We start from the raw sequence: 21,108 nt of genomic DNA on the forward strand, positions 1-21,108 counted from the left end.
CACTGTCGGCGTGACAGGTCCCCGGAGCGCGGTCGTCTTCAATCCCACCAAGGTCGACGATGTCGACGAACTGCGCCAGATGGTCGAGAAGGGTCTCGCGGGCAAGGGCTGGCCGCTGCCCACGTGGTACGAGACCACCCCGGAGGACCCGGGCCGGGGTCAGACGAAGGACGCCGTCCGCGACGGCGCCGAGCTGATCTTCGCCTGCGGCGGCGACGGCACCGTGATGGCCGTGGTCACCGCGCTGGCCGGCTCCGACGTCGCGATGGCCGTGCTGGCGGCCGGCACCGGCAACCTGCTGGCTGCCAACCTCGGCCTGGCCGGCGACCCGGCGACCGGCGTGCAGGTGGCGCTGGACGGCGGCCGGCGCCGCATCGACGTCGGGGTGATGGGCGACCTCTGCTTCGCGGTGATGGCCGGCATGGGCTTCGACGCGCAGATGCTGGCCGGCACGTCGGAGAAGGCGAAGAAACACATCGGCTGGATCGCGTACGTCTTCGGGGCCGCCCGCCACCTGCGCGACCGCCCGATGCGGGCGCGCATCGTGCTGGACGGCGACCGCTCGCTGCCGCGCCGCCCTCGTTCGGTGATCGTCGGCAACGTGGGCCGCCTGCAGGGCGGCGTGCGGCTGCTCAGCAAGGCCGACCCGGCCGACGGCAAGCTCGACGTGGCCATCCTCAGCCCGAACAATCTCGGTCACTGGGCCAGCCTCGCCTGGGCCGTGGTGAGCCGCCGCAAGCGGGTGCCGTTGATGGAGACGTTCACCGCCGAGCGGGTGGAGATTTACACCAAGCAGCAGGAACAACGGCAGCTCGACGGCGATCTGATCGAGCCCGGTCGCAGCATGAAGATCAGCGTCAAACCCCGGGCGCTCCTGCTCTGCGTGCCACTTCCGGACGGCGACCCCGATTTGGCGTACGACGTGAGCGCGGCCAGGAAGAGTGCCGAGGACCTCCGCTCGTGAGTTCGACCGAACCGGTTCCGGAAACCCGGGACATGAGCGGCGACGAGCTCTCGGCCGACGACGCGCTGCTCGCCCTGCGCCGCTACGGCCGCTGGCCCCTCGTCCGCGACGCGTTCATCCGGTTCCGCTACGGCGACGGCTTCAGCCACGCCCGCGCCTTCGCCTTCCAGCTCTGCCTGGCCGCCGTACCCTTCATGATCGCGGTGGCCGGGCTGGCCGCCGACCTCGGCGCGGAAACCCCAGGCCAGGTCGTCGCCGACACGATCGCCTCGATCACCCCCGGCCAGAGCGAGTCGCTGGTCCGCGAGTTGCTGGCCGACACCGAACGCAGCCGGGACGCCGGCGAGGTAGCCCTTTTCCTCGGTCTGCTCACCGGCCTGGTCGCGCTGACCACCGCGATGGCCCAGATCGAACGCGGCGCCAACCGCATCTACGGCGTCGAGCGCGACCGCCCGGCCCTGCTGAAATACGTCCGCGCCGCGATCCTGGCCGTCCTGGCCGGACTGCCCGCACTGTTCGGCTTCGTGCTGCTGGTGGCCGGCCGCCCGTTCGGCGAGTCGGCCGAGGAACACTGGGGCTGGGGTGGCCACCTGCGGGTCACCTGGGACGTGGTGCGCTGGCCGGTCAGCCTGGTCCTGATCGTGGTCGCGGTCGGCCTGATCTTCCGGTACGCCCCGCGCCGCCACCAGCCCGGCCTGTCCTGGCTGCTGTTCGGCGCGGCCGTCTCCACCATCCTGTGGTGGCTGGTCAGCCTGCTGCTGGCCGGGTACGTCCGGGTCAGCGGCGGTTTCGGCGCCACCTACGGGCCGCTCACCGGCGTCATCGCCCTGCTGCTGTGGGCCAACCTGACCGGCATCGCCCTCTTCCTCGGCGTGGCCTTCGCCGCGCAGCTGGAGGCCCAGCGGGTGGGCGTCCGCCGACCCGCCAAACAGGACAGCTGGAAGCCGGGCCGCACCGGCGAGATCCCCCGTGCGCGCGGTCGCGGCACAAGGCAAAAACAATAGACTCAGGCGTGGCGTACGAGTACGAGGTCTTCCTCAGCTACCGGCGAGCGGGTGAGTGGCCCCGGTTCGTCAACGACACGTTCCTGCGGATGTTCAAGTTCTGGCTCGAGAACGAGCTGGACGACCCGCGCGTGTTCGTCGACACCGAGATCATCGAGACCGGCGCCTCGTGGCCGCAGGTCCTCGCCAGGGGCGTGTCCACCTCCAAGGTGATGCTCTGCCTGTGGTCCCGGCAGTACTTCGCGAGCAGCTGGTGCCTCGCCGAGCTGGCTCAGATGCTGGCCCGCCGAGCGGCCGTCGCCGAGCAGACCGGCACACCGCCGCCCCTGGTGCTGGCCGCGGTGATCCACGACGGCGAGCACATCTCGCCGGACCTGGGTGATATCCAGCGGTTCGAGATCCAAGGACTGGCCACCCCGTGGCTGGCACCGAAGACCCCGGACGAACAGGAGCTGTCAAACCGGATTCGAGTCCTGTCCGGGCATGTCGCGCGCGCGGTCGAACAGGCACCCGACTACGACCCGGAATGGACGAAGCTGGCCACCGAGACGTTCATCGACCTCCATCGCCGTTCCACCCGGCAGTCGACGGTGCCGAGCCTGGGAGGGAAGCCGACATGATCGTCACGTTCTACTCCTACAAAGGCGGCACCGGGCGCACAATGGCCCTGGCCAACATCGCGGTGCTGCTCGCCCGGGCGGGCCGTCGGGTGCTGATGGTCGACTTCGACCTGGAAGCGCCGGGTATCTGGCGGTATTTCGCCGATCTGCAGAGCGGCTTGGACCAGCGCGCCGGGCTGCTTGAACTCCTCCAGGAGCGCCGGTCCTCCTGGCGCGGGTCGGTTGTGCCCATCCGGATCGGTGCGCAGTCGGTGTCGCTTCTGACCAGCGGACGGCAGGACGACAGCTATCCGGGGCGGCTGCTCGCGTTCGACTGGCAGGGGTTCTTCGACGCGGACGGCGGTGAGTACTTCGAGCGGCTGCGTACGGAGTGGCAGGACGAGTACGACTTCGTGCTGATCGACAGCCGCACCGGCGTCACCGACATCGGCGGCATCTGCACGATCCTGCTGCCCGACATGATCGTCCCGGTGTTCGTCGCGAACGCGCAGAACGTGGACGGCGTGGTGGATGTACTGCGACGCGCGCAGAAGGGGCGCCAGGATCTGGCCTATGACCGGGCCCCGGCCCTCGTGCTGCCACTGCTGTCCCGTTTCGACGGCCGCACCGAGTTGGAGCTGGTCAACGAGTGGCTGACCATCGCGGCCAATCGGTTCGGCGAGTTCTACACCGGCTGGCTGCCGATCGGGATCGAGCCCCGGCAGATTCTGGAGCGCACGAAGCTGCCCTACGTGGCGTACTTCGCCTTCGGCGAGAAGCTGGCTGTCCTGTTGCAAGGGGTGTCCGACCCGGATTCGCTGGGTTTCGCCCTCAACGCGATCGCCACGATGATCGACAGCAGCCTGTCCGACCTATCGAAGGTCCTGCCCGACCGTATCTCCCCACGGCCCGCCGGGAACGAGGCCTCTCCCGCGCCGCTGGACGATTCCTGGCTCGCCGTTGTCTACTCCCGAGAGATCGCTACCAAGGCCGCCGCCTTCGCGGTGGATCGGCATCGACTCCTGACTGCCGGCTACGTCGCCGAAGGGACGGAAATAAAAGTTGCCTTTCCGAAGGCGACCGGCGACCGGCTATATGACGTTGCCCGCGTGTCCCTCCCCGAGGACCGGCAAAGATTCGACGCGGCCGTGCTGCATCTCGCCGAGCCGCTGCCGGACTCGATCACGCCCGCCCCGCTCAGCTTCGTTCCGCCGGCCCAATTGGTCGGGAGCCCGTGGTGGGCGTTCGGATTTCCGAGCGACCTGGGCCGGGCGAGCCGAGGGACCATCGACGCGAACCTCTCCCTCGGCCTGGTGCAGCTGGAGCCGACGTCCCGGTCCGGCATCGAGTCCGGATTCGGCGGAACAGCGCTGTGGTCGAGTGCGACCGGGGCCGTGGTGGGAATCGTCGTAGGAACTACTGGCGCAGGCAGCGGCATCGGGTTGTCGCTGCACCGAGTCGATGCGGTACTGCCGGGCGAACGGCTTCGTGCGCTCGGCGACCCGCTGACCGGTTCCGCCCCCCTCGGCCCGCTCCATCGGGAGCAGTTCGTCGATCAACTCGCGACCATTGCAGGTGCCGAAAGCCAGGCATATGCGCTGCTGGGGAGGATCCGCTTTCCTCGGGAACGCACACCGGCTTTTTCGAGCTACGCGTCGGCTGAGCTCTTCTGGGAGCGCATCCTCGTCGAGCTGGAGAACGGCATCATGGAGGGCGGTGTGGCCCGGTTGGCGGAGGCGGCGCTCAGCCTGTACACCGCCAATCGGACGTTGCAGGAGATTGCCGCCTCCCTGCGTGCTGTGTAGCGGTCGGGTCCGGCGGGTATTTGGCCCCGCATGACCGATGACGACAACCGGGTGGTGGAACGCGCCGGCTGGGCGCCGATCCGGCATTTTGCCGAGCGCAGCGTTCTCGGGCTGGTCGCCGTCGTGGCGGCCGGGCTCGGGTTCGGGGTGTTGCTGTTGCTCGTGCGGTTTCACTGGGGGCCGATGCAGCGCCTCGATCAGTCGATCGCCGATGGGCTCAACAATTTGGTCGCGCCGAACTCGGCTGCGGTTGCGGTGCTCAAGGGGATCTCGACGGCCGGTGGGCGGAGCTTCCTGATTCCGCTGGTCGTCGTCGTGATCGTGCTGCTGCTGATCCGGCGGCGGCCGCGGCTCGCGATCTACCTGGCCGTCACCGGGCTCGGGGCGATGCTGCTCGACCCGTCGCTCAAGGCCCTCGTCGGGCGGGTGCGGCCGGTGGTCGCCGATCCGATCGCCTACGGCGGGGGGAACAGCTTCCCCAGCGGGCACACGCTCGGCTCGACCATTGTCTACGGCATGCTCGCGCTGGTCTTCCTGTCGCTGGTCAAGGGGCGCGGGCGGGGCTGGCTGATCGGGGTCGCCGCGGTGGTCATCGTGGCGATCGGGCTGAGCCGCATGGCGCTCGGCGTGCACTTCCTGTCCGACGTACTCGCGGGTTGGCTTCTGGGTTTGGCCTGGATCAGCGTCACCGCGTACGCCTTCCGGGTCTGGCGCCGCGAAGCGGGCCATGTGACGCCTTCGCTGGCGGCGGGCCTCGAACCGGAAGCCGCCGCCGACCTCGCCCCGGCCCCGGCCGAAGGGCCGCTGCTGCCGCACCCGTGGGCGAAGGGCGCCGAGATCCTGGTCGGGTGGGTGCTCACGTTCGGCCTGCTCTGGGCGTTCGGGTGGCTGGTGACCCGGTGGAACCCGCCGTTCGACGACGGCGTGCCCCGGTGGCTGCAGACGTTCCGCACCCCGGGCCTCGACCACCTCAGCTGGCTGTGGAGCAAGGCCGGCGACACCCACGCGATCCTGATGGTGTCGCTGATCTTCTGCCCGATCGCGCTGGCCCTGTGGCGGCAGTGGCGGCCGGTGCTGTTCCTGGTGCTGGCCATGTTCGGCGAGCTCACCCTGTTCCTGACCAGCGCGGCCGCGACCGGCCGGCCCCGGCCGGGGGTCGAGCAGATGGACGGGCAGATGCCCACCTCGTCGTTCCCGTCGGGACACATCGCCGCGACCATGTGCCTCTGGGTCGCCATCGCCATCGTGGTGCTGGCCCGGACCCGGCACTGGTGGCGCTGGGTGTTCGTGGGTCTCGCGGTGATCATGCCGATGGGGGTGGCGCTGTCCCGGATGTACCGCGGCATGCACCACCCGACCGACGTGGCCGGCGCGGCCCTGCTGACCGCCTGCTGGCTGTCGGTGCTGTGGTTCACGGTGCGGCCGAACGAGCACGCCGAGACCGCCACCGAGGCCCGCGAAGAGGCCCGCGCCCTGGTGACGGCGTAGCGATGCGGCTGCTCACCTGGAACATCCTGGTCGGCGGCGGGGACCGGTGGCCGGCGATCGAGGCCGTGCTGCGGCGCGAGCGGCCCGACGTGCTCACCCTGCAGGAGCTGCGCGGCTTCGACCAGCGCCGGCTCGACCAGCTCGCGGCCCGGCTCGGCCTGGTCGGGCACCTGTCCCGCTCGGTCTTCGGTCAGCCGGTCGCGGTCCTGGTCCGGCCGCCCCGGCAGATCTCCCGGCGCTGGTCGGTGCGGTGGCGGCTGCACCACGCGGCCGCGGCGGTCACGGCCGGTGACCTCACCGTGGTGAGCACCCACCTCAACCCGTTCTCGCCCGAGCGGCGCCGGCGGGAGGCGACCTGGCTGGCGGCGCACTTCCGGTCGCGCAGCCGGCTGGTGCTGCTGGCCGGCGACCTCAACGGCCTCGACCCGCACAGCGACCACACCGAGGCGGTGGCGTCGCTGGATCCGCGCTACCGCCGGCGGCACCTGGCCGCCGACGGGACGGTCGACACCCGAGGGCTGGCCGCGTTCGAGCGGGGCGGGCTGGCTGACCTGTGGCTGCGGGCCGGTGCCGGGGACGGGCGGACCGTGCCCACCGGGCTGGGTGGCGGCGAATTCGGCGGGATGCGCCTCGACTACGTCCTCGGCAACCCCGCGGTGGCCGAGCGGGTGCGCGAGCTGCGGGTCCTGCGCGGCGACGAGACCGAGTACGCGTCCGACCACCATCCGGTGATCGCCGACTTCGATCTCTAGGGCACGCCCGCGCTACGCCGGATCCGCGACCACCCGGTCCCGGCCGGCCCGCTTCGCCGCGTACAGATTGCGGTCCGCCTGCGACAACAGCGCCGACACGGTGGCCCGGCCGTCCGCCGCGGTGGCGACCCCGATGCTCGTGGTCACCGGCAGCGCACCGGTCACCGGCTGCCAGCCGTGCGTGCGGATGCGCAGCCGCAGCAACTCGCAGCGCTTTCGTGCCTCGGCGCCGTCGACCCCCGGGAAGATCAGCAGGAACTCCTCGCCGCCCATCCGGGCCGCGATCGCCGGGCCGTCGGCCGCCTCCTCCAGCAACGTTCCGATGTGCTGCAACACCGTGTCACCGGTGGCGTGCGACAGCGTGTCGTTGATCCGCTTGAAGTGGTCCAGGTCGGCGATCGCCACCGAGATCGGGGTACGCCGGGCCGCCGCCTCGGCCAGCATGGCGGGCAGCCGCTCGTTGACGTACCGGCGGTTGTGGAGGCCGGTCAGCGCGTCCCGGTGGGCCATCTCGCGGAAGTGCTCGCTGGCCCGGCGTGCCTCGTTCGCCTCGAAGACCGCCTGCAGGGCCCGGGCGCGGGCCTCCCGCTGAGTGGAGTGCAGGGCGGTGGCGTCGGCGTGAAAGAGCAGATGCTCCTCGTACGCCTCCCGGAAGTTGCCCTGGGCGGCGTGCAACGCCGCCTGCTCCTGCCGCGCGCGGGCCCGCAGCCGGCCCAGTCCGTTCGTCTCGCACTGGAGGACCGCCCGGTCGATCGCGATCTGCGCGTCGCCGAACCGGCCGGCCAGCCGGCGTGCCTCGGCCAGGGTGAGCATGCACTCGGCCGCCGCGTCGCCCTCGTTGGCCGGCAGGCTGCCGTCGAGGATGCCGGCCAGCGCGTTCTCCACCGACTCGTAGCGGCCACCCATCATCTCGACCCGGGCCACGGTGTCCCGCTCGTTCGCCGAGAGCGGGCGGCCGGCCTTGCCGGACGCCATTCGCATCTGCTCGGCCAGGGTGCGGGCGGCCGCCTCGTCACCGTTCTCGTAGGCCGAGTAGGTCATGTTGTTGAGCACGAGCAGAGCGAGCGCGTCGTCGCCGATCTCGTCGGCGATCCGCAGCGCCTCCCGGGACCGCCGGTCACCCTCCTCGGTGGAACCGCTGTCGTCGAGCGCCACCGCCAGGGTCATCAGATGCCGCGCCCGGATCGCCGGGGGCACGTCGTCGCCCAGGTGCGCCACGCACTGCACCCCGTGGGTGAGCGCGTCGGAGATGTCGCCGACCAGCCGGTAGAACATCGACAGTTCGCGGTGGGCCCGGGCCAGGACGTACGGGCTGTCGTGCGCCTCCGCCCAGGCCCGCGCCTGGTGGGCCAGCCGGCCGCCCTCACCGACGCGGCCCGCGCGCAGCAGAGCGTCCGCACCCAGCAGCGCGGCCCGCTGGACCGCCTCCTCGTCGCCGGCCTCCCGCGCCTCGCGTTCGACCGCGGCGGCGGGCTCCCGGACACTGCGGTAGTCGATCACCCCGCGGATCTCGAGTTCGGTCAGGGTGGCCGCGAAGGCCGCACGGACGTCGTCGGCGGCCGTGGCGTGGCCGCGCTCCACCGCCTTCGTCGTCACGTTTTCTGCTTCCTGCCGGGGGGTGCCGTGACGACCCATGGTGCACAGCGGCGGGAGCAGAACCGGGTGCCGCCCGGTTGCGGCCGGGTTGCTTATCTGCGGGTGCAGACCGGGGCCGACGCGGCGATGCGGTCGGTCGCATAGGCCACGGCGACGGTGAAGCAGTAGTTCTGGTCGGGGTTCAGCCCGTACACCATGTAGTCGGCCGTGCCCGCCGGCAGCTGCTGGAACGCCCGCAGCTGCTGCCCGGCCCGCCCGCCGGAGACCAGCACCGGCCCCTCGGCGTCCTTCGGGTAGGCCCAGCTCAGCGCCACGCTGTCCCGGTTGTCCCGGAGCTTCACCCCGCTCGGCGCGCCCGGGTCACCGACCGGGGGCGCGGTGGCGCTGCTCGCCACGGTGGGGGTGGCCGACGGGCCGGCGGCGGTGGTGGTGATGACGGGGGCCGCGGTGGGCTGCGGGCCGGTGGCGCCGTCCGCGTCGGGCAGGGTCAGCGCCACGATCGCGATCGCCACCGCGATGCCCGCGATCAGCACGGCGACCAGCAGGAACGGCTGGCGGCCGCGCCCGGTCACCGGCTGCTCGGTGCGCACCGGCAGAAGCCGCTCCGAGTTGGGCGGGGTCGCCAGGGTGCTCGCCGGGGCCGAGCCGATCGGCTGCGGGCGCCCGTCCGGGCCGTAGTCGGGGGCGCGGTGGCCGGGCAGCGGCGGCGGGGTGTCGGCGCGGGCGTGCCGGCCGATCAGGTCACCGGGAGCCTGGTGCACGTCGGCGAGGTAGAGCGGCTGCTGGTAGACGGTGCCGTTCGGGTCGGTGGGGCGGTTGTCGGGCGGCGGGCGCAGCGGATCGGCGTCCGGCGGGAAGCCGTCGCCACCCGGGTCGGGAACGCCCGGCCGGCGCGGGAACGGCACCTGCTGAACGGTCGGGGTGTCGTCCTCCGCGTGCTCGTCGTCGTAGGCGCCGTCGTCCCACGGGCGGCTGTCCCGCAGCATGCCGTTCTGCGGGCCACCGTTCCGGGCATCGCCGTACTCCGGGCCGCCTGGAAGCGGGCCGCCCGGATGAAGATCCGCCGGATGTGGGCCGCCCGAATGTGGGTCGGCTGCCTGGGGGTCGGCCGTAAGTGGGCCGCCCGGATGTAGAGCCGCCGGGTGTGGGCCGGCTGCCTGGGGGTCGGCCGTAAGTGGGCCGCCCGGATGTAGAGCCGCCGGGTGTGGGCCGGCCGGATGTGAGCCATCTGCCTGCGGGTCGCCCGGAAACGGGCCGGCCGGATTTGGGTCGCCTGCCTGCGGGTCGCCCGGATGAGGGCCGGCTCGATGTGGGTCGGCCGGATGCGGGTCGACTGCTTGAGGGGCGGGCGGGATCGGGCCGCCCGGGCGGGGTGCGGGCTGCTGCGGGCCGGTCGACTGCTCCACCCGGCCGCACACGTGCCGGCCGGTCGCCGACGCGGTGGCCAGCGCGGCCACCTGCCGCACCAGCGGGTGGTCGGCCGGCAGATAGCGGGCGCACAGCTCCTGGGCCAGGGCGAGGTGCTCGCGGGACTCGGCGTCGCGGGCGCACTCGCGCTCCATCGCGCCCAGCCGGGCCAGCATCTTGATGCCGGCCGGCGCGGCGTCGCCGTGCTGGGCGCGATGCCTGGTCCAGGCGTCGGTGAGCCGGGCCCGGGCCGACTGGCAGTGCCCGGCCGCGTGCTCGGCGGTGGCCAGGTCGGCCTCGGCGGCCAGTACCCGCGGCGCATCGGGCCCCTCGCGGGCCGACAGCTCGGCGACCAGGGCCTGATAGACCTGCGCGGCCTTGCCGTAGTGGCCGACCCGCTGCAGCACCGCCGCGTGCGTGGCGGCCGCGCCCAGCGTGCGCTCGTCGTGCGGCCCGTGCAGGCGCTCCTCGGCCTCGTGCGCGTAGGCCGCCCACAATCGAGCGCTGTGCGGGTCGCCCAGCGCGATCAGCAGGCGGGCGTGCAGCGCGGCGGCCAAGGCCAGATCGGCGTCGGCGTGCCGCGGATCGGTGGCGTCGGCCGGGTCGAGCGCGCTGGCCAGCACCCGCTGGGCACCGACCAGATCGCCCGCGGACGACAACGTCTGCGCGCGCTGAGTCAGGTCGGCGGTCGTGGCCGAAGGCATGTGTCCCATAGTGCTCGCCTGAACACCCTAGGTACAACCCCGCAGCCGCGCAGCACTTTCCGACTACGTACCGCGACAATGTAGAGCGTGATTGCGACCGTGAAGCGAGAACTGCTGGTCCGGCATCTGGAGGCGTGGGCTCCGGCCGCGCTGCACCGCGGGCGGCGGGTGACCTACGCGCACGGCTTCGCCGATGCGGACGGTGGGGAATCGGCCGAGGCGGCGGCCCGGGTGCTGGTCGAGCAGACCGATTTCGTACGCGGCCGCGAGCTGTCCATGCTGCTGGTCGGCGAGCAGGCGGACGGCGTACGGGAAAGGCTTGTCTCGGTTGTGGGTGCCGCGGCACTGACCGTTCTCGCGGTGTCCGGCGGCACCGACGCGCGGCTCGCGGTCGCGCTCAAGGCGGCCGGTGCTCACCGCGTACCGCTGCTGGGTTTTCTTGATGCGAGCGCGAGCGAGCCGCCCGCGCCGGCCACCGTGGCCGCCTTGGCGGTGGGCAAGCCGGCGGAGTTTCTGCTGGTGCTGCCGCCCGGCACGGAGGTCGATCCGTATCGCGAGGGCTGGCCGCTGTGCGCGTCGGTGGAGCTGGCCACCGGGGAGGAGCCGGGGGAGTTGCTGGTCTTCGGAACCACGTCGGGCAAGAGCCTCGAGGGGTTCAAGGAGGCATTGTGGGCGGTCGACGAGTTTGCCGGAGTGCGTTACCGCGACCCCGGTGACCCGGACCGGCACCTGATCGACATCTCACTCAGTCCACACCCCGGACCGCTGCGGCGTGAACTGCTCGCCCACCTCGGCCGGGTTGGCTCGGCGACGGTGACCGAGCTGCGGACGTTCGCGCTCACGTCGACGATCTACCGGGCGGCCGACGCGACCCGGGTGCTGCACACCCTGGTCGACTCGGGGGCCGTCACCCGCCAGCCGCCGAACGGGCGACTGGGCGGGGATGTCGTGATCGGCCTGGGAGACAACTAGCGCTTGTCCTGCTTCCAGGACAGCGGGCCGGGCAGGTCGACGCGGTGTGCGCGGGTGCGCGAGTTCCAGGACCAGCGGCCGATCTTGAAGCTCCAGGAGGAGAAACCATTCTCCGTGAAGTTCAGGATCAGCGGCCCGAACTTCTTGCGGCTGCGGAACAGGATGGCCATCGGTACGTCCTCCCTGGGGGTACTGGGTTGGGCCATCGATTCCCGGTTTTGAGTTTTTGCAAACTCAGCGCGGCTGCCAGGCGTCGGGACGGGTGGTGAGCTTGCGGACGTGCGCCGGCATCCGGCCGCTGATCAGCTCGGCCAGGCTCACCTCGTCGACCACCTCGCGGACCGCGGCCCGCACCGCCACCCACAGGTTGGGCAGGTTTTCGGCGGCACCTTCATATCGTGTCTCCTCCGGACGGAGACCGCGCACACCGGCGAGTGGTCCATCGACCGCTCGCAATATCTGGCCGATTGTTACGTCTCGGGGGGGCTGTGACAGGGTGTAGCCGCCTTCGGCACCTCGCTGGGCCCGGACCACACCCGCACGGCGCAGATCGGCGAGCACTGCCTCGAGGAACTTGCGGGGCATGTCCTGGTCCTGGGCAATGGCCTGGGCCGACATCAGGGATGGATAGGCCTGCGCCAAGCTGAGGGCGGCGCGGACCGCGTAATCACCACGCGCGGAGATCTGCACCCACCCATCATGCCCCCTTGATGTCAACAAGCCGCACATACCCCATGGATGAATGGGAATTACGCTCAGTCAGGGGGTCGTCGCTGCTCGGGGATCGCGGCGTGGTTGTCCGGAGTGGCATCCGCGCGGAACTGACCGGGGCTGATCCCGACCTCGCGATGGAAGAACCGGCCGAAATTGGTCGGCTCCGGAAACCCGAGGTGGCGGCCCACTTCGGCGACCGACATCGGGGTGCAGGCGAGCAGCCGGCGCGCCTCGAGCGCGACCCGGTCGTCGACGACCTGCTTGGCGGTGCGACCGGTGACGGCCAGGCTGGCCCGGGTCAGGGTGCGCACCGAGCAGCCCATCTCCTCGGCGTAGTCCTCGACCCGGCGGCTGCGCGGATGACCCGACTCGAGCCGGCGCCGGAACCGGGCGAACGTGCGGGCCTCGGCGCCGTGCACCGGTGGCCGGCCGGCCAGCAGGGCGATGCGCAGGAGCAGCACGGCCAGTTGGTGGCGCAGCAACTCGGCGGCGAGCGGGCCGGCCCGGTGCCGCTCGCAGTCCACCGCCAGTTGGGTGAACTCGCTGATCACCGCGTCCTCGTCCTCGCCCTCCAACTGCCAGCGGGTCGGGGATTCCGGTTGATCGGGCCAGTGGTCGCCGGCCAGCCGGCCGTCGAACGTGACGACGGAGGCGGCCAAACCGTTCGAACCCAGCTTGAGTGCCTGCCCCGGGCGGACCCAGAGCAGGGTGCCCGGCCGGCAGGTCTTCGCCTCGAAATCGACCTCGACGGTGCCGTGGCCGGCCGTAGCCAGCAGCAACGCGTGGAACGTCGGGCGCCACGGCGGCATCGGCTGGATCTCTCGCAGAACGCACGTGCCCACGCCTGCCCAGCCGGGCGGCGAGAGCGCTGTGGCGTGCGTTCTTGTTGAGGTCATCGCGCCGACGGTAACTGCCGATGACCAACGACGCACGTGCTAAAAGGCCGCGTGACGGGAATCTGCTGGAAAACCCGGATGATTGTCCTTTGTCGGGCCTTTTGTCCGGTTGCAATTCATTGCTGTACAGAAAAGACCCGCGCGGACCGGCAGTGTCCGCGCGGGTCTTTATCTACTTGATCTACGTGCGCTCTATCTTCCCGCCAGCAGGCGGTTGACCGCGGCATCGACGTCCAGATGTTCTGATTCCCGGCCGCGCGGCACCACGACATAGGTGCGACGGAGGAATCGGACGAGGACACTGCGGGGTACTTCGAACAGGGCGTTGCCGTCCGGAGACGACAGCGCCAGGGCGACGAAATCCCCCCGCGGCGTGGCCCACGGCCACACCCGGACGTCGCCGATGCCCGCGGGCTCATCGAGCCCGGTCACGAGAAGTTCCCGTGCGAAGGACCAGCTCACGGCTTCCCCACCGGCTGATTCCGCATGGAACAACACGTGGACCGCATAAGGGTCGGCTGGGTCGTAGCGGAGACTGGCGCGCACGGGCAGAGCCGTGGCGTCAGGCGCTACGAGCCGCAGCGAGGTCTCGACCTCGACGGTCGTTGGACGAATGGTACTCATGGACGAACTCCCCCCGGCACCGCTGCGAGGCTGGTGAACCCCGCGTTTCCCATACTCAGGTGATCCCTGTCGTTACGCTCCGCCATACGCTGATCTCACCCAGTAGTGGGAAGACGGTTCCGAAAACCCTTTCGCACAAGACGTAAAGCGATATCTTGTACTGTTCTGCCCCAAGTACTCGGTTCCGCCCGGCGTCGGGTGGTCCAGCAGTTGACTTACTCCGGTAACGTCCATTCCTCCCGGGTAGTGACGGGGACTCGGGACACTGGGGGATGAAATGAGCACGAAAGCGGACGAAGATCGGGCACCGATGGGCGTTTTGGACAAGATCCGGGCGAACCCCACCGGTCGTCTTGCCCTCAAGATCGGAATTGGCGTGCTGGGCGGCCTCGTGGTCGCCGTCGGGATCGTCCTGATCCCCTTCCCCGGGCCTGGCTGGGCGATCGTGATCCTCGGCCTGGCGATCTGGGCCGTCGAATTCGCCTGGGCCAAGAATCTGCTCGAGTTCACCAAACGTCACGTCAAGGCCTGGACCAGTTGGATCGGCCGGCAGAGCCTCGGGGTGCGCGCGATCATCGGCGTGGTCGGGATGATCTTCGTCGCCGCCATCGTCTGGGTGTCGGTGAAGCTGAGCTTCGGCATCGACCTGATCCAGGAGGCACGCGACTGGCTGAGCTGACCCCGGATTGGCAACCCGGTGGCGCCGTCTAGTACAGTCTGTCTGCAGTTGAGGGCGATTAGCTCAGCGGGAGAGCGCTCCGTTCACACCGGAGAGGTCACTGGTTCGATCCCAGTATCGCCCACCCTCGTTTCACCAGCTCAGAGGCCTGTTGCCAGAATCTTGGTAACGGGCCTTTCACGTATTGCTCGTTACATTGGGAGCAAAATGGGAGCGCAAGATCATGTCGGGTCTGAGGTGCCTACGACTGTGACACCCGGGCTGGTCGGCGTCGGCTATGAGGGGCTGACGGTCGGCGAGTTGGTGGCCCGGCTCAGGGATCTGGGAGTGACCCGGCTGGTGGACGTTCGGCTGACGCCGATTTCGCGGAAGCCGGGGTTGAGCAAGACGGCACTCGGCCGTGAGCTGGCCGCGGCGGGCATCGTCTATGAGCATCGGCGGGAGTTGGGTAACCCGAAGTCGAACCGGGCGGGTTTCGCGTCCGAAGGTCTGCAGCGAGCGGACGCGCGCCGGCGGTATGTGGGGCTGCTGGGTGGCGTCGAGGCGAGTGGTGCTTTGGATGCGCTGACGGAGGCTGGGCGTCTGGAGCGGGTGGCTGTTCTCTGTTTTGAGGCCGAGCAGGACCGTTGTCACCGTGATGTGGTGCTGGCGCAGGCCCAGCGACGGCTCACGGGCGGGCCAGCACCAAACGCCGAGCACGCTGAGGACGTGTGCGCGTTTGGCTTGACTGCCGACGTAGACGGCGACGTCACGGCTGGGCGCGCATATCTCGTCGAGGATTCTGCCGCGGATGGCCTGGATCAAGGGGTCGCAGGTCCGAATCCTGTCAGCCCGACAAAATAAGGCCGGTGACCTGCGGAAACGCAGATCACCGTTTTCGTTGGATCAAGACTACTCACCGAAAACCCATCGTTTTCAAGTTCTAACGTCGCTGCGTAACCTCTCCGGCAAGACTCACGATGCCCCAGTGAAGCGGGGACCGTGCTCACGAGAGGCGGTCCGCGACCCGATGGATGCCCGCCTCGGCGCCAACGCAGGATTGCTACGGCATCGTCACTGCGAGTGATCCGCCGCACCGCCACCGCGACAGCGGTCATTTCCCCCTACTGTCCCAGCCGCGGGACGTTAGTAACCATAACGAGCAAATCGGAAATATTGGTGACTGTGATAGCCTGCCCGCCGTTTGCACCGGGATGCCGGTCGGGCACACGGGGAGGAGCCGCATGCGCCGATTGCTCGCGCGGATCATTGTCTTGATCATGGCGTTGGGCGTCGCTGCCTGTGGCTTGTCGGCCTCCCCCGATCCGGTGCCGATCCCCGTTCCGGTGCCGACTTCCGATTCGGTGCCGACCCCCGATCCGTATGCGTTCACGTCCGCTGATGTCGGCTTCGTCGATGGCAGCGACCAAGAGCACCAAGTGGACCGGATCGCGGCGATGGACGCGTATGTCGGGGACAAGAAGCCGATCGTCCGCATCGACCTGTACTGGCACCTCGTGCAGCCGGCCCGCGACGTCGCGCCGAACTGGACCAGACTGGACCGTGTGATCAACGCCGCCTACGAGCAGGGCGTTCGGGTGCTGCTGATCCTGGACTACTCGACGAAGTGGGCCAACGGCAACCGCGGAACCAACTATTTTCCGACGGACGACGCTGCCTGGGCCGTCATCGTCCGGCAGGCGGTGGCGCACTTCGGGCCCAAGGTGCAGGCCTACGAGGTGTGGAACGAGCCGAACCTCAAACAGTTCGGTAAATACGGTGACAACAGCGTCGACGTCCGCGCCGGGCGCTACTGGCAGCTGGCGAAGATCGCTTATCAGGAGGTGCACGCCGGCTGTCCCCAATGTGTCGTGCTGGCCGGCGGCTCGACGGGCGGCGACACCTACGAGGACGCGAACGGTGTCTGGCATGGCGACGACGAGGCGAGCGTCTGGCTGGAATGGGCCTACGAGCACGGGATGGGCGGATACCTGGACGCGGTCGCTTACCACCCCTACGCGGACTTCGACGGCGGCAACCTTCCCTCGTTTGCGAGGGACCCGTGCCAAGCCAACCGCCACCATCAATGGCACCGGTTCTGGTCCTGGTTCGGACCGGATGACCCCAAGTGTGGCGGTCTGTCGGCCCTCCGCGAGGTGATGGTCCGCCACGGCGATGCGGGCAAGCAGATCTGGGGCACCGAGATGGGGTTCCCCAGCGATGGCTGGCGTGACCCGCAAACGCCGGAGCACGTCCGCGATGCCCTTGAGGAGGGGGTCCGGATGTGGCGGTCTCGCCCCTACGCGGGGCCACTGTTCGTCTATTCCTTCCAGGACGTCCCGACGACGGTCAAGCGCTGTAAAGCCGATCCTCACGACGTGCAGTGCCACTTCGGGCTCCGCGACAGCTACGGAAATCCCAAGGAGCCGATGTACAGCGACGTCCGCGCCGCGCTGATCGGTGACGACTGGCTGCCGACGCTCGCACCGGGCCGGTCGCTGTTCCGGGGCGCGGAGGTGAGGTCCGCGAACGGCCAGTTCACGCTGAGGATGCAGGCCGACGGCAACCTGGTGCTGTACGACCTTCGCGGTCGGGCGCCGGCGCCGATCTGGGTGCGGGGCGACCGGCGCGGGTACCGCCTTGCCAACCGGCACGACGGCAACCTGGTCCTCTACGACTACGCCAACCGGCCGCTGTGGGTTTCCAGCACCTCGGGTCGGGGCGTCTCGACAATGCGCCTGCAGGACGACGGCTCCCTGGTTTTCGGCTCCGGTGCCGGCGAGTATTGGTCGGCCGCGCCAGGCGCAACGGCATACCAGCACCTGGCAGGAGCACAAGCAGGAACCGACCCGTACGAAGGGTCGATGTACACCTCAGTTGGTGCCACCCAGGCCGGCGGAAGTATCTACCAAGATATCAACAAGACCGTCAATCCCGGCGATACCGTATGCGCGGACGGCCACGTGGTGACCGAAGGCGAAGCCACCGATGGCGCCGGCACCTTCGCGCTTTTTCTTACCGGGGGCGTTGCCGAAACCTCAAACAAGAGCGTCGGCAAGCTCCCGAACGGCAATAGTTGGACGCCATTGAGCACTTGTGTCACTGCAACAAGTGGACATTCGGCCGTGCGCGTTCAGTTTTTCCCCGCTGTCGGTGGTCCGACGATTGGTGTCGATGCTGTCGACGTGCACCTCAGTGTCGCCAAGAATGGCGGCTTCAACAACGGCTTCGACAGTTGGACGGACGCCCCCGGCTCACAGCACGCCATCTATGGTCCCGGCGTCACCGGCAACAATCCCTATGAAGGGACCGGGTTCGCCGCTACCAACACCACCGTGGCTGGTGGCGGTATATACCAGGATGTCAACCTGGCCGTAAAGGCAGGGGACACCTTCTGTGGCAGCGCTCAGGTCGCTTCGCAAGGCCTGACAGAGGGTGTCGGTGGCAGTTTCGCGATATGGCTGATTGGTGGATCTCAGGTAAACTCGGTAACTACTTACGCAAACCTGCCTGGTGGTAGCGACTGGACTCCCGTCTCCACCTGCGTTACAGCGGCGACCGCGTACAGCAAACTCCGTGTGCAGTTCTATCCGGACCCGAACACCGGCGCCGTGGTCATCGACGCTGTCGATGTCCGGCAAAGCCTGGCCGTCAACGGCGGATTCAACACGCAGGGCGATTGCGTGGTCTGCTGACTACACCAGCGTCCTGACCGCCCTGCGCGCCAGGTCCCTCTACAAAATCCTGCTGACGACAGCTCGGCAAGGAGACAGACCGGTTGCTGGCACACGACTCGGAAGGCCAGCGGCGCATCCGGATCCGGCCAGCGGTTACCCGGGAGCCTGACTCGACTCGAACGGTGCTGCCATCCTTGAGCTCAGTGACGCGCGCTTACCCGGCATCGCGCGCGTTGGGCAGGCCTGCTGGTTCAGAGTACGGCCCACCGCGAACTCATTTGCCGCGTCGAGGGCGTCCCGGGGCGCGGTCGAACGGCGTTGGCGGGAGCGGCAGCTCCCCTCGCAGCAGCTGTACTTTGCCACCGTCCGCCCGGCCGAGCGCGCTGACGTCGTCGTGTACAACGATGACCCTCAGCGCCGGCCTGGGAGGAAGGACCTCGATCTGGATAGCTCGGCCCGGCCGTTGGCTACCTGTTGCGCGAGCGCAGGAACAGGATCACGACTATGGCGATAGCGACAAGGGCGAAGAAGCCGATCAGCACCGGTTCGGCGACAGGGGTCTTCGGGCCGCCGACGACGGCGAGGTCTTCCAGCATGCCGGTCTCCGTCCGATAGGGAGCGCTTTCCTGTTCCCGGATTGCCGAGCGTGTAATCCGGTCAGGGCTGACCGACGATGATCGCCATGCGTCGAACTTGGTGGCCGACCAGAACGAAAGCGCTCCCAGATCCGTCGTTCTGCCCAGATTCGGGAGTAGCGAGCACGGTTCCGGGGTATTTGCGAGCGCTGCGCCTCCAGGAACTCCTGGTAGGGCCTGGCGCCGGCGCCGTCCAGCCACTCGGCGGCACCTTCCGCGAATGCGATCACGCGGTCCGAGCCAGGCGCATCGTCAGGTTCACTCGTCGGAGGCGCATCGGAGCCTAAGTTCCGGGCATCTGAGCTATGGCGGGAGGTTCAGATGGCGCTTGAGATGAGATTTCTCGGTACGGTCAGGCCGACCCGACTGCCGCTTACCGTATATCCGCACTTTGGCCCACCTTCGGCCAAGTCGAGCCGGGCAGACATCTTCGTATTAATGCCCTTTTCTCCAGCGTTCCGGCCCGTGTATACGGAATGCATTCGCGTCGTCGCCGAAAACCTCGGACTGACGGCTGAGCGCGCGGACGACCTGTTCACTTCCAATCAAATCATGGAGGACGTATGGAGCGGCATCAACGAGGCCGGCGCGATCGTGGCGGACTGTACGACGCGTAACCCGAATGTGTTCTACGAAATTGGCATCGCACACACTGTAGGCAAGCCCGTAATTCTGCTTACGCGAGATGTCTCAGACATTCCCATCGACCTCCGACACTTCAAGTACCTCCTATACGAGACCTCGCCAACTGGAGCCGCGCGACTCCGGGAAGATCTGACTCGAACTATTACAACGATCTTCGGCTTAGATCAGTGGGGTTACTCAAAAGCAATGGAAGGGTCGTTACCAGATTCTCGCGCTACGCCAACGCCAACTCGAAAGTTGCCGTCAAATCGGCGAGTCGGCCGGCGTCTGTGGCGCCGTAGGATGGGCAGGGATACCCCTTCGCTGCGGCCATTGTCGGCCGACGGCAGGGGCGAGCCGGACGGCGATGGCAATGACGTCGCACACGACGCATAGGGTGAGAGCATCGACCGGGGTGTTGCACCGCCCAACACCTAGATCATCCACCCCACAGTTCGTGCCCAATCGTATGACGGGGTGCCGAGCTATCGCCCAGCAGGGACGTTGACTTATTGCTTCTCCGGCATCAAAACGTTCAGGGGAAAGGCAGTCACCTACGGCCGAGTTGGGTACACGTGCGGGTGTCACTCGATTTGGGTTTGGCGGCAGCGCCGCAAGTTGAGTCGGCCCGCAGTAGGTCACGATGATTTGCACCATCTCCCTCGCGCTTGGCGTCCGCTCATGCCGCCGATTACGCGCGGGGCACGGTGACAGCGAAATATCCGTCGCGTCGCGTCTGTGCAGGTCGTTTGCAGAGTCGCTGGTCAGAGGGGTTGCGGTCCGTCCGTTCACACCGGAGAGGTCACTGGTTCGATCCCCGTATCGCCCACCACAGTTTCAGCAGGTCAAAGGCTTGTTCCCAGATATTTGGTAACGAGCCTTTCGCATTTTGCTGCTACGGCGAGAGCACAAGATCGTGTCCGGGTCTGAGATGCCCACGACCGCGGCGCCGGCGATGCCAGGGGCTGGTCGGCGTCGGGTATGAGGGGTTGACGGTCGGTGAGTTGGTCGCCCGGCCGCTCGAGTCCTCGGGATGTGGTTCGGCGTCAGTGGTCGGCGAGTTCGGCGAGGAACCGCACGATGCGCCGGGCCGCCCGCCGGTCCGGGTCCAGGTCGGTGTTGTAGACGCCTACGCTCAGACCTCGACACTTCGGGCTACGCAAGGCTCGGTGGACGACGGTGGTGAGCTCGTCCCAGGTGAGCCCGCCAGGCGTGGCCGGGTCGCCGGCCGCGGCGCAGGCTGCGAAATCGTCGCCTCGTAGGACATCGAGGTCGACGTGGACCCACCAGCCCGGTGTGGTCCGATCGAGGTGCTCGGTGGCCTCGTCGGCCAGTCGGGCGGCCTGCCCGTGCACGTGCTGCGCGGCGTGCAGGCGCACGCGGTCGGCGATAGTGGGGACGGCGATCGCCTCGCGGTAGCGTTCGTCGCGTTGACCGAGCATGACGATGGCGTCGGGGTGGAGCGCGGGCAGGCGAGCCCGCATCGGCTCGGGGGTCTTCTGGCCGGTGAACCCGAGCAGTAGTGCGATCTCCATGTTGGCGGCTTCGCCGTCCGGCGAGGACTCCATGGTGGTGGCGTCCTCGTGAGCGTCGATGAACAGCAGGCCGGCAGTGCCCTGCTGGTCGCGTAGTGCGGGGAGGGCGCCGAGCAGGACAGCGCAGTCCCCGCCGTAGAGCAGCGGGAAGCGGTCTTCTGCGAGCGAGTCGCGGACACGGTCGTAGACGGAGTCGGCCGTGATAAGCAGCGCGGCTTCGTTCACGAACCCGCCGGCGCCGCGGCCGGGGTCAGGCTCGGGAGCGGTGACATCCAACGTCATGGCTGCGCCGGGCAGCGCCTCGGCCAGTCCCGCCTCGCGGAGAACGGAGGGCGCATGGGCTTGGCCGCGGGGCCGTCCCGAGCCGTCGAAGCACACTCCGATCAGATCCACCGCGCCAGGCCACCTGGAGGACATCGGAACATGATGCTGGCGGGGCGGGAGGACAGGCAAG

17 protein-coding genes, 1 tRNA gene and 3 pseudogenes are annotated in these 21,108 nt (G+C 68.9%); 12 read left to right on the forward strand and 9 right to left on the reverse strand.

What is annotated here, in order from left to right; all coding sequences use genetic code 11:
* The first annotated feature begins 10 nt into the window (after nucleotides 1-10).
* The 7 genes and pseudogenes from Ato02nite_RS25060 (at nucleotide 11) to Ato02nite_RS25085 (ending at nucleotide 6,612) form a co-directional block, all read left to right on the forward strand.
* Entirely contained in the window at nucleotides 11-964 is a 954-nt protein-coding gene (locus tag Ato02nite_RS25060) for a diacylglycerol/lipid kinase family protein (protein WP_246607398.1), read from the forward strand.
* On the forward strand, nucleotides 961-1,968 hold the full coding sequence (locus Ato02nite_RS25065; RefSeq protein ID WP_213009064.1) for a YihY/virulence factor BrkB family protein: 1,008 nt from the start codon (nucleotides 961-963) through the stop codon (nucleotides 1,966-1,968). Before Ato02nite_RS25060 ends, Ato02nite_RS25065 begins: the two co-directional genes overlap by 4 nt.
* A gap of 8 nt (nucleotides 1,969-1,976) precedes the next feature.
* The gene (locus Ato02nite_RS25070; RefSeq protein ID WP_213009065.1) at nucleotides 1,977-2,588 is read left to right on the forward strand and encodes a toll/interleukin-1 receptor domain-containing protein; all 612 of its coding nucleotides are present in this window, start codon (nucleotides 1,977-1,979) and stop codon (nucleotides 2,586-2,588) included.
* Nucleotides 2,585-3,148, forward strand: a pseudogene (locus Ato02nite_RS53315) (tyrosine-protein kinase family protein); the annotation flags it as partial. The gene Ato02nite_RS25070 and the pseudogene Ato02nite_RS53315, both read left to right, overlap by 4 nt.
* 267 nt (nucleotides 3,149-3,415) lie before the next feature.
* Nucleotides 3,416-4,372, forward strand: a complete 957-nt coding sequence (locus Ato02nite_RS53320; protein WP_438873072.1) for an effector-associated domain EAD1-containing protein — start codon at nucleotides 3,416-3,418, stop codon at nucleotides 4,370-4,372.
* 30 nt (nucleotides 4,373-4,402) lie between these two features.
* Nucleotides 4,403-5,860: a phosphatase PAP2 family protein gene (locus Ato02nite_RS25080; RefSeq protein WP_213009067.1), complete on the forward strand. Its 1,458-nt coding sequence runs from the start codon at nucleotides 4,403-4,405 to the stop codon at nucleotides 5,858-5,860.
* A 2-nt stretch (nucleotides 5,861-5,862) separates the two neighbouring features.
* Entirely contained in the window at nucleotides 5,863-6,612 is a 750-nt protein-coding gene (locus tag Ato02nite_RS25085; protein WP_213009068.1) for an endonuclease/exonuclease/phosphatase family protein, read from the forward strand.
* Nucleotides 6,613-6,624: 12 nt separating this feature from the next.
* On the opposite strand, the gene Ato02nite_RS25090 is transcribed toward Ato02nite_RS25085, so the two are convergent.
* Nucleotides 6,625-8,208 (reverse strand): GGDEF domain-containing protein, encoded by a 1,584-nt coding sequence (locus Ato02nite_RS25090; protein WP_246607400.1) that lies wholly within the window; start codon nucleotides 8,206-8,208, stop codon nucleotides 6,625-6,627.
* A 92-nt stretch (nucleotides 8,209-8,300) separates the two neighbouring features.
* Nucleotides 8,301-10,319, reverse strand: coding sequence for a fibronectin type III domain-containing protein (locus tag Ato02nite_RS51835; RefSeq protein WP_246607402.1), 2,019 nt, complete (start codon nucleotides 10,317-10,319; stop codon nucleotides 8,301-8,303).
* A gap of 87 nt (nucleotides 10,320-10,406) precedes the next feature.
* Here Ato02nite_RS51835 and Ato02nite_RS25100 point away from each other — a divergent pair, with 87 nt between their 5' ends.
* Entirely contained in the window at nucleotides 10,407-11,291 is an 885-nt protein-coding gene (locus Ato02nite_RS25100) for a hypothetical protein (protein ID WP_246607404.1), read from the forward strand.
* Here the strand turns inward: Ato02nite_RS25100 and Ato02nite_RS25105 are convergent.
* The 4 genes from Ato02nite_RS25105 to Ato02nite_RS25120 all read right to left on the reverse strand — a co-directional run bounded on the left by Ato02nite_RS25105 (nucleotide 11,288) and on the right by Ato02nite_RS25120 (nucleotide 13,525).
* Complete coding sequence (locus Ato02nite_RS25105; RefSeq protein WP_203798362.1) at nucleotides 11,288-11,461, reverse strand: DUF4236 domain-containing protein; 174 nt, start codon at nucleotides 11,459-11,461, stop codon at nucleotides 11,288-11,290. The genes Ato02nite_RS25100 and Ato02nite_RS25105 overlap by 4 nt on opposite strands.
* Before the next feature lie 64 nt (nucleotides 11,462-11,525).
* Entirely contained in the window at nucleotides 11,526-11,981 is a 456-nt protein-coding gene (locus tag Ato02nite_RS25110; protein ID WP_203727839.1) for an RrF2 family transcriptional regulator, read from the reverse strand.
* Between the two features lie 65 nt (nucleotides 11,982-12,046).
* Nucleotides 12,047-12,901 (reverse strand): helix-turn-helix transcriptional regulator, encoded by an 855-nt coding sequence (locus Ato02nite_RS25115; protein ID WP_438873071.1) that lies wholly within the window; start codon nucleotides 12,899-12,901, stop codon nucleotides 12,047-12,049.
* A 192-nt stretch (nucleotides 12,902-13,093) separates the two neighbouring features.
* Nucleotides 13,094-13,525 carry an SsgA family sporulation/cell division regulator gene (locus tag Ato02nite_RS25120; RefSeq protein WP_020514863.1) on the reverse strand — a complete coding sequence of 144 codons (432 nt, stop codon included), beginning with the start codon at nucleotides 13,523-13,525 and terminating at the stop codon, nucleotides 13,094-13,096.
* 277 nt (nucleotides 13,526-13,802) lie between these two features.
* Between Ato02nite_RS25120 and Ato02nite_RS25125 the strand changes: the two genes are divergently transcribed.
* The 3 genes and pseudogenes from Ato02nite_RS25125 to Ato02nite_RS53440 all read left to right on the forward strand — a co-directional run.
* On the forward strand, nucleotides 13,803-14,204 hold the full coding sequence (locus tag Ato02nite_RS25125) for a TIGR02611 family protein (protein ID WP_213009070.1): 402 nt from the start codon (nucleotides 13,803-13,805) through the stop codon (nucleotides 14,202-14,204).
* Nucleotides 14,205-14,256: 52 nt separating this feature from the next.
* Nucleotides 14,257-14,328, forward strand: a tRNA-Val gene (locus tag Ato02nite_RS25130).
* Between the two features lie 83 nt (nucleotides 14,329-14,411).
* Nucleotides 14,412-14,837: pseudogene (locus Ato02nite_RS53440) on the forward strand (DUF488 domain-containing protein); the annotation flags it as partial.
* Nucleotides 14,838-14,906: 69 nt separating this feature from the next.
* On the opposite strand, the pseudogene Ato02nite_RS53445 reads toward Ato02nite_RS53440, so the two are convergent.
* A pseudogene (locus Ato02nite_RS53445) lies at nucleotides 14,907-15,008 on the reverse strand (hypothetical protein); the annotation flags it as partial.
* Nucleotides 15,009-15,427: 419 nt separating this feature from the next.
* Between Ato02nite_RS53445 and Ato02nite_RS25140 the strand changes: the two are divergent.
* The gene (locus Ato02nite_RS25140; RefSeq protein WP_213009072.1) at nucleotides 15,428-17,878 is read left to right on the forward strand and encodes a cellulase family glycosylhydrolase; all 2,451 of its coding nucleotides are present in this window, start codon (nucleotides 15,428-15,430) and stop codon (nucleotides 17,876-17,878) included.
* Nucleotides 17,879-18,327: 449 nt separating this feature from the next.
* Here the strand turns inward: Ato02nite_RS25140 and Ato02nite_RS52575 are convergent, their stop codons facing one another.
* Complete coding sequence (locus Ato02nite_RS52575) at nucleotides 18,328-18,456, reverse strand: hypothetical protein (RefSeq protein WP_281419787.1); 129 nt, start codon at nucleotides 18,454-18,456, stop codon at nucleotides 18,328-18,330.
* Between the two features lie 1,709 nt (nucleotides 18,457-20,165).
* A complete protein-coding gene (locus tag Ato02nite_RS25145) occupies nucleotides 20,166-21,047 on the reverse strand; it encodes an arginase family protein (RefSeq protein ID WP_213009073.1) in 882 nt (293 codons plus the stop codon).
* Nucleotides 21,048-21,108 lie beyond the last annotated feature (61 nt).

It is taken from the genome of Paractinoplanes toevensis, assembly GCF_018332695.1.
Taxonomy (GTDB): domain Bacteria; phylum Actinomycetota; class Actinomycetes; order Mycobacteriales; family Micromonosporaceae; genus Actinoplanes; species Actinoplanes toevensis.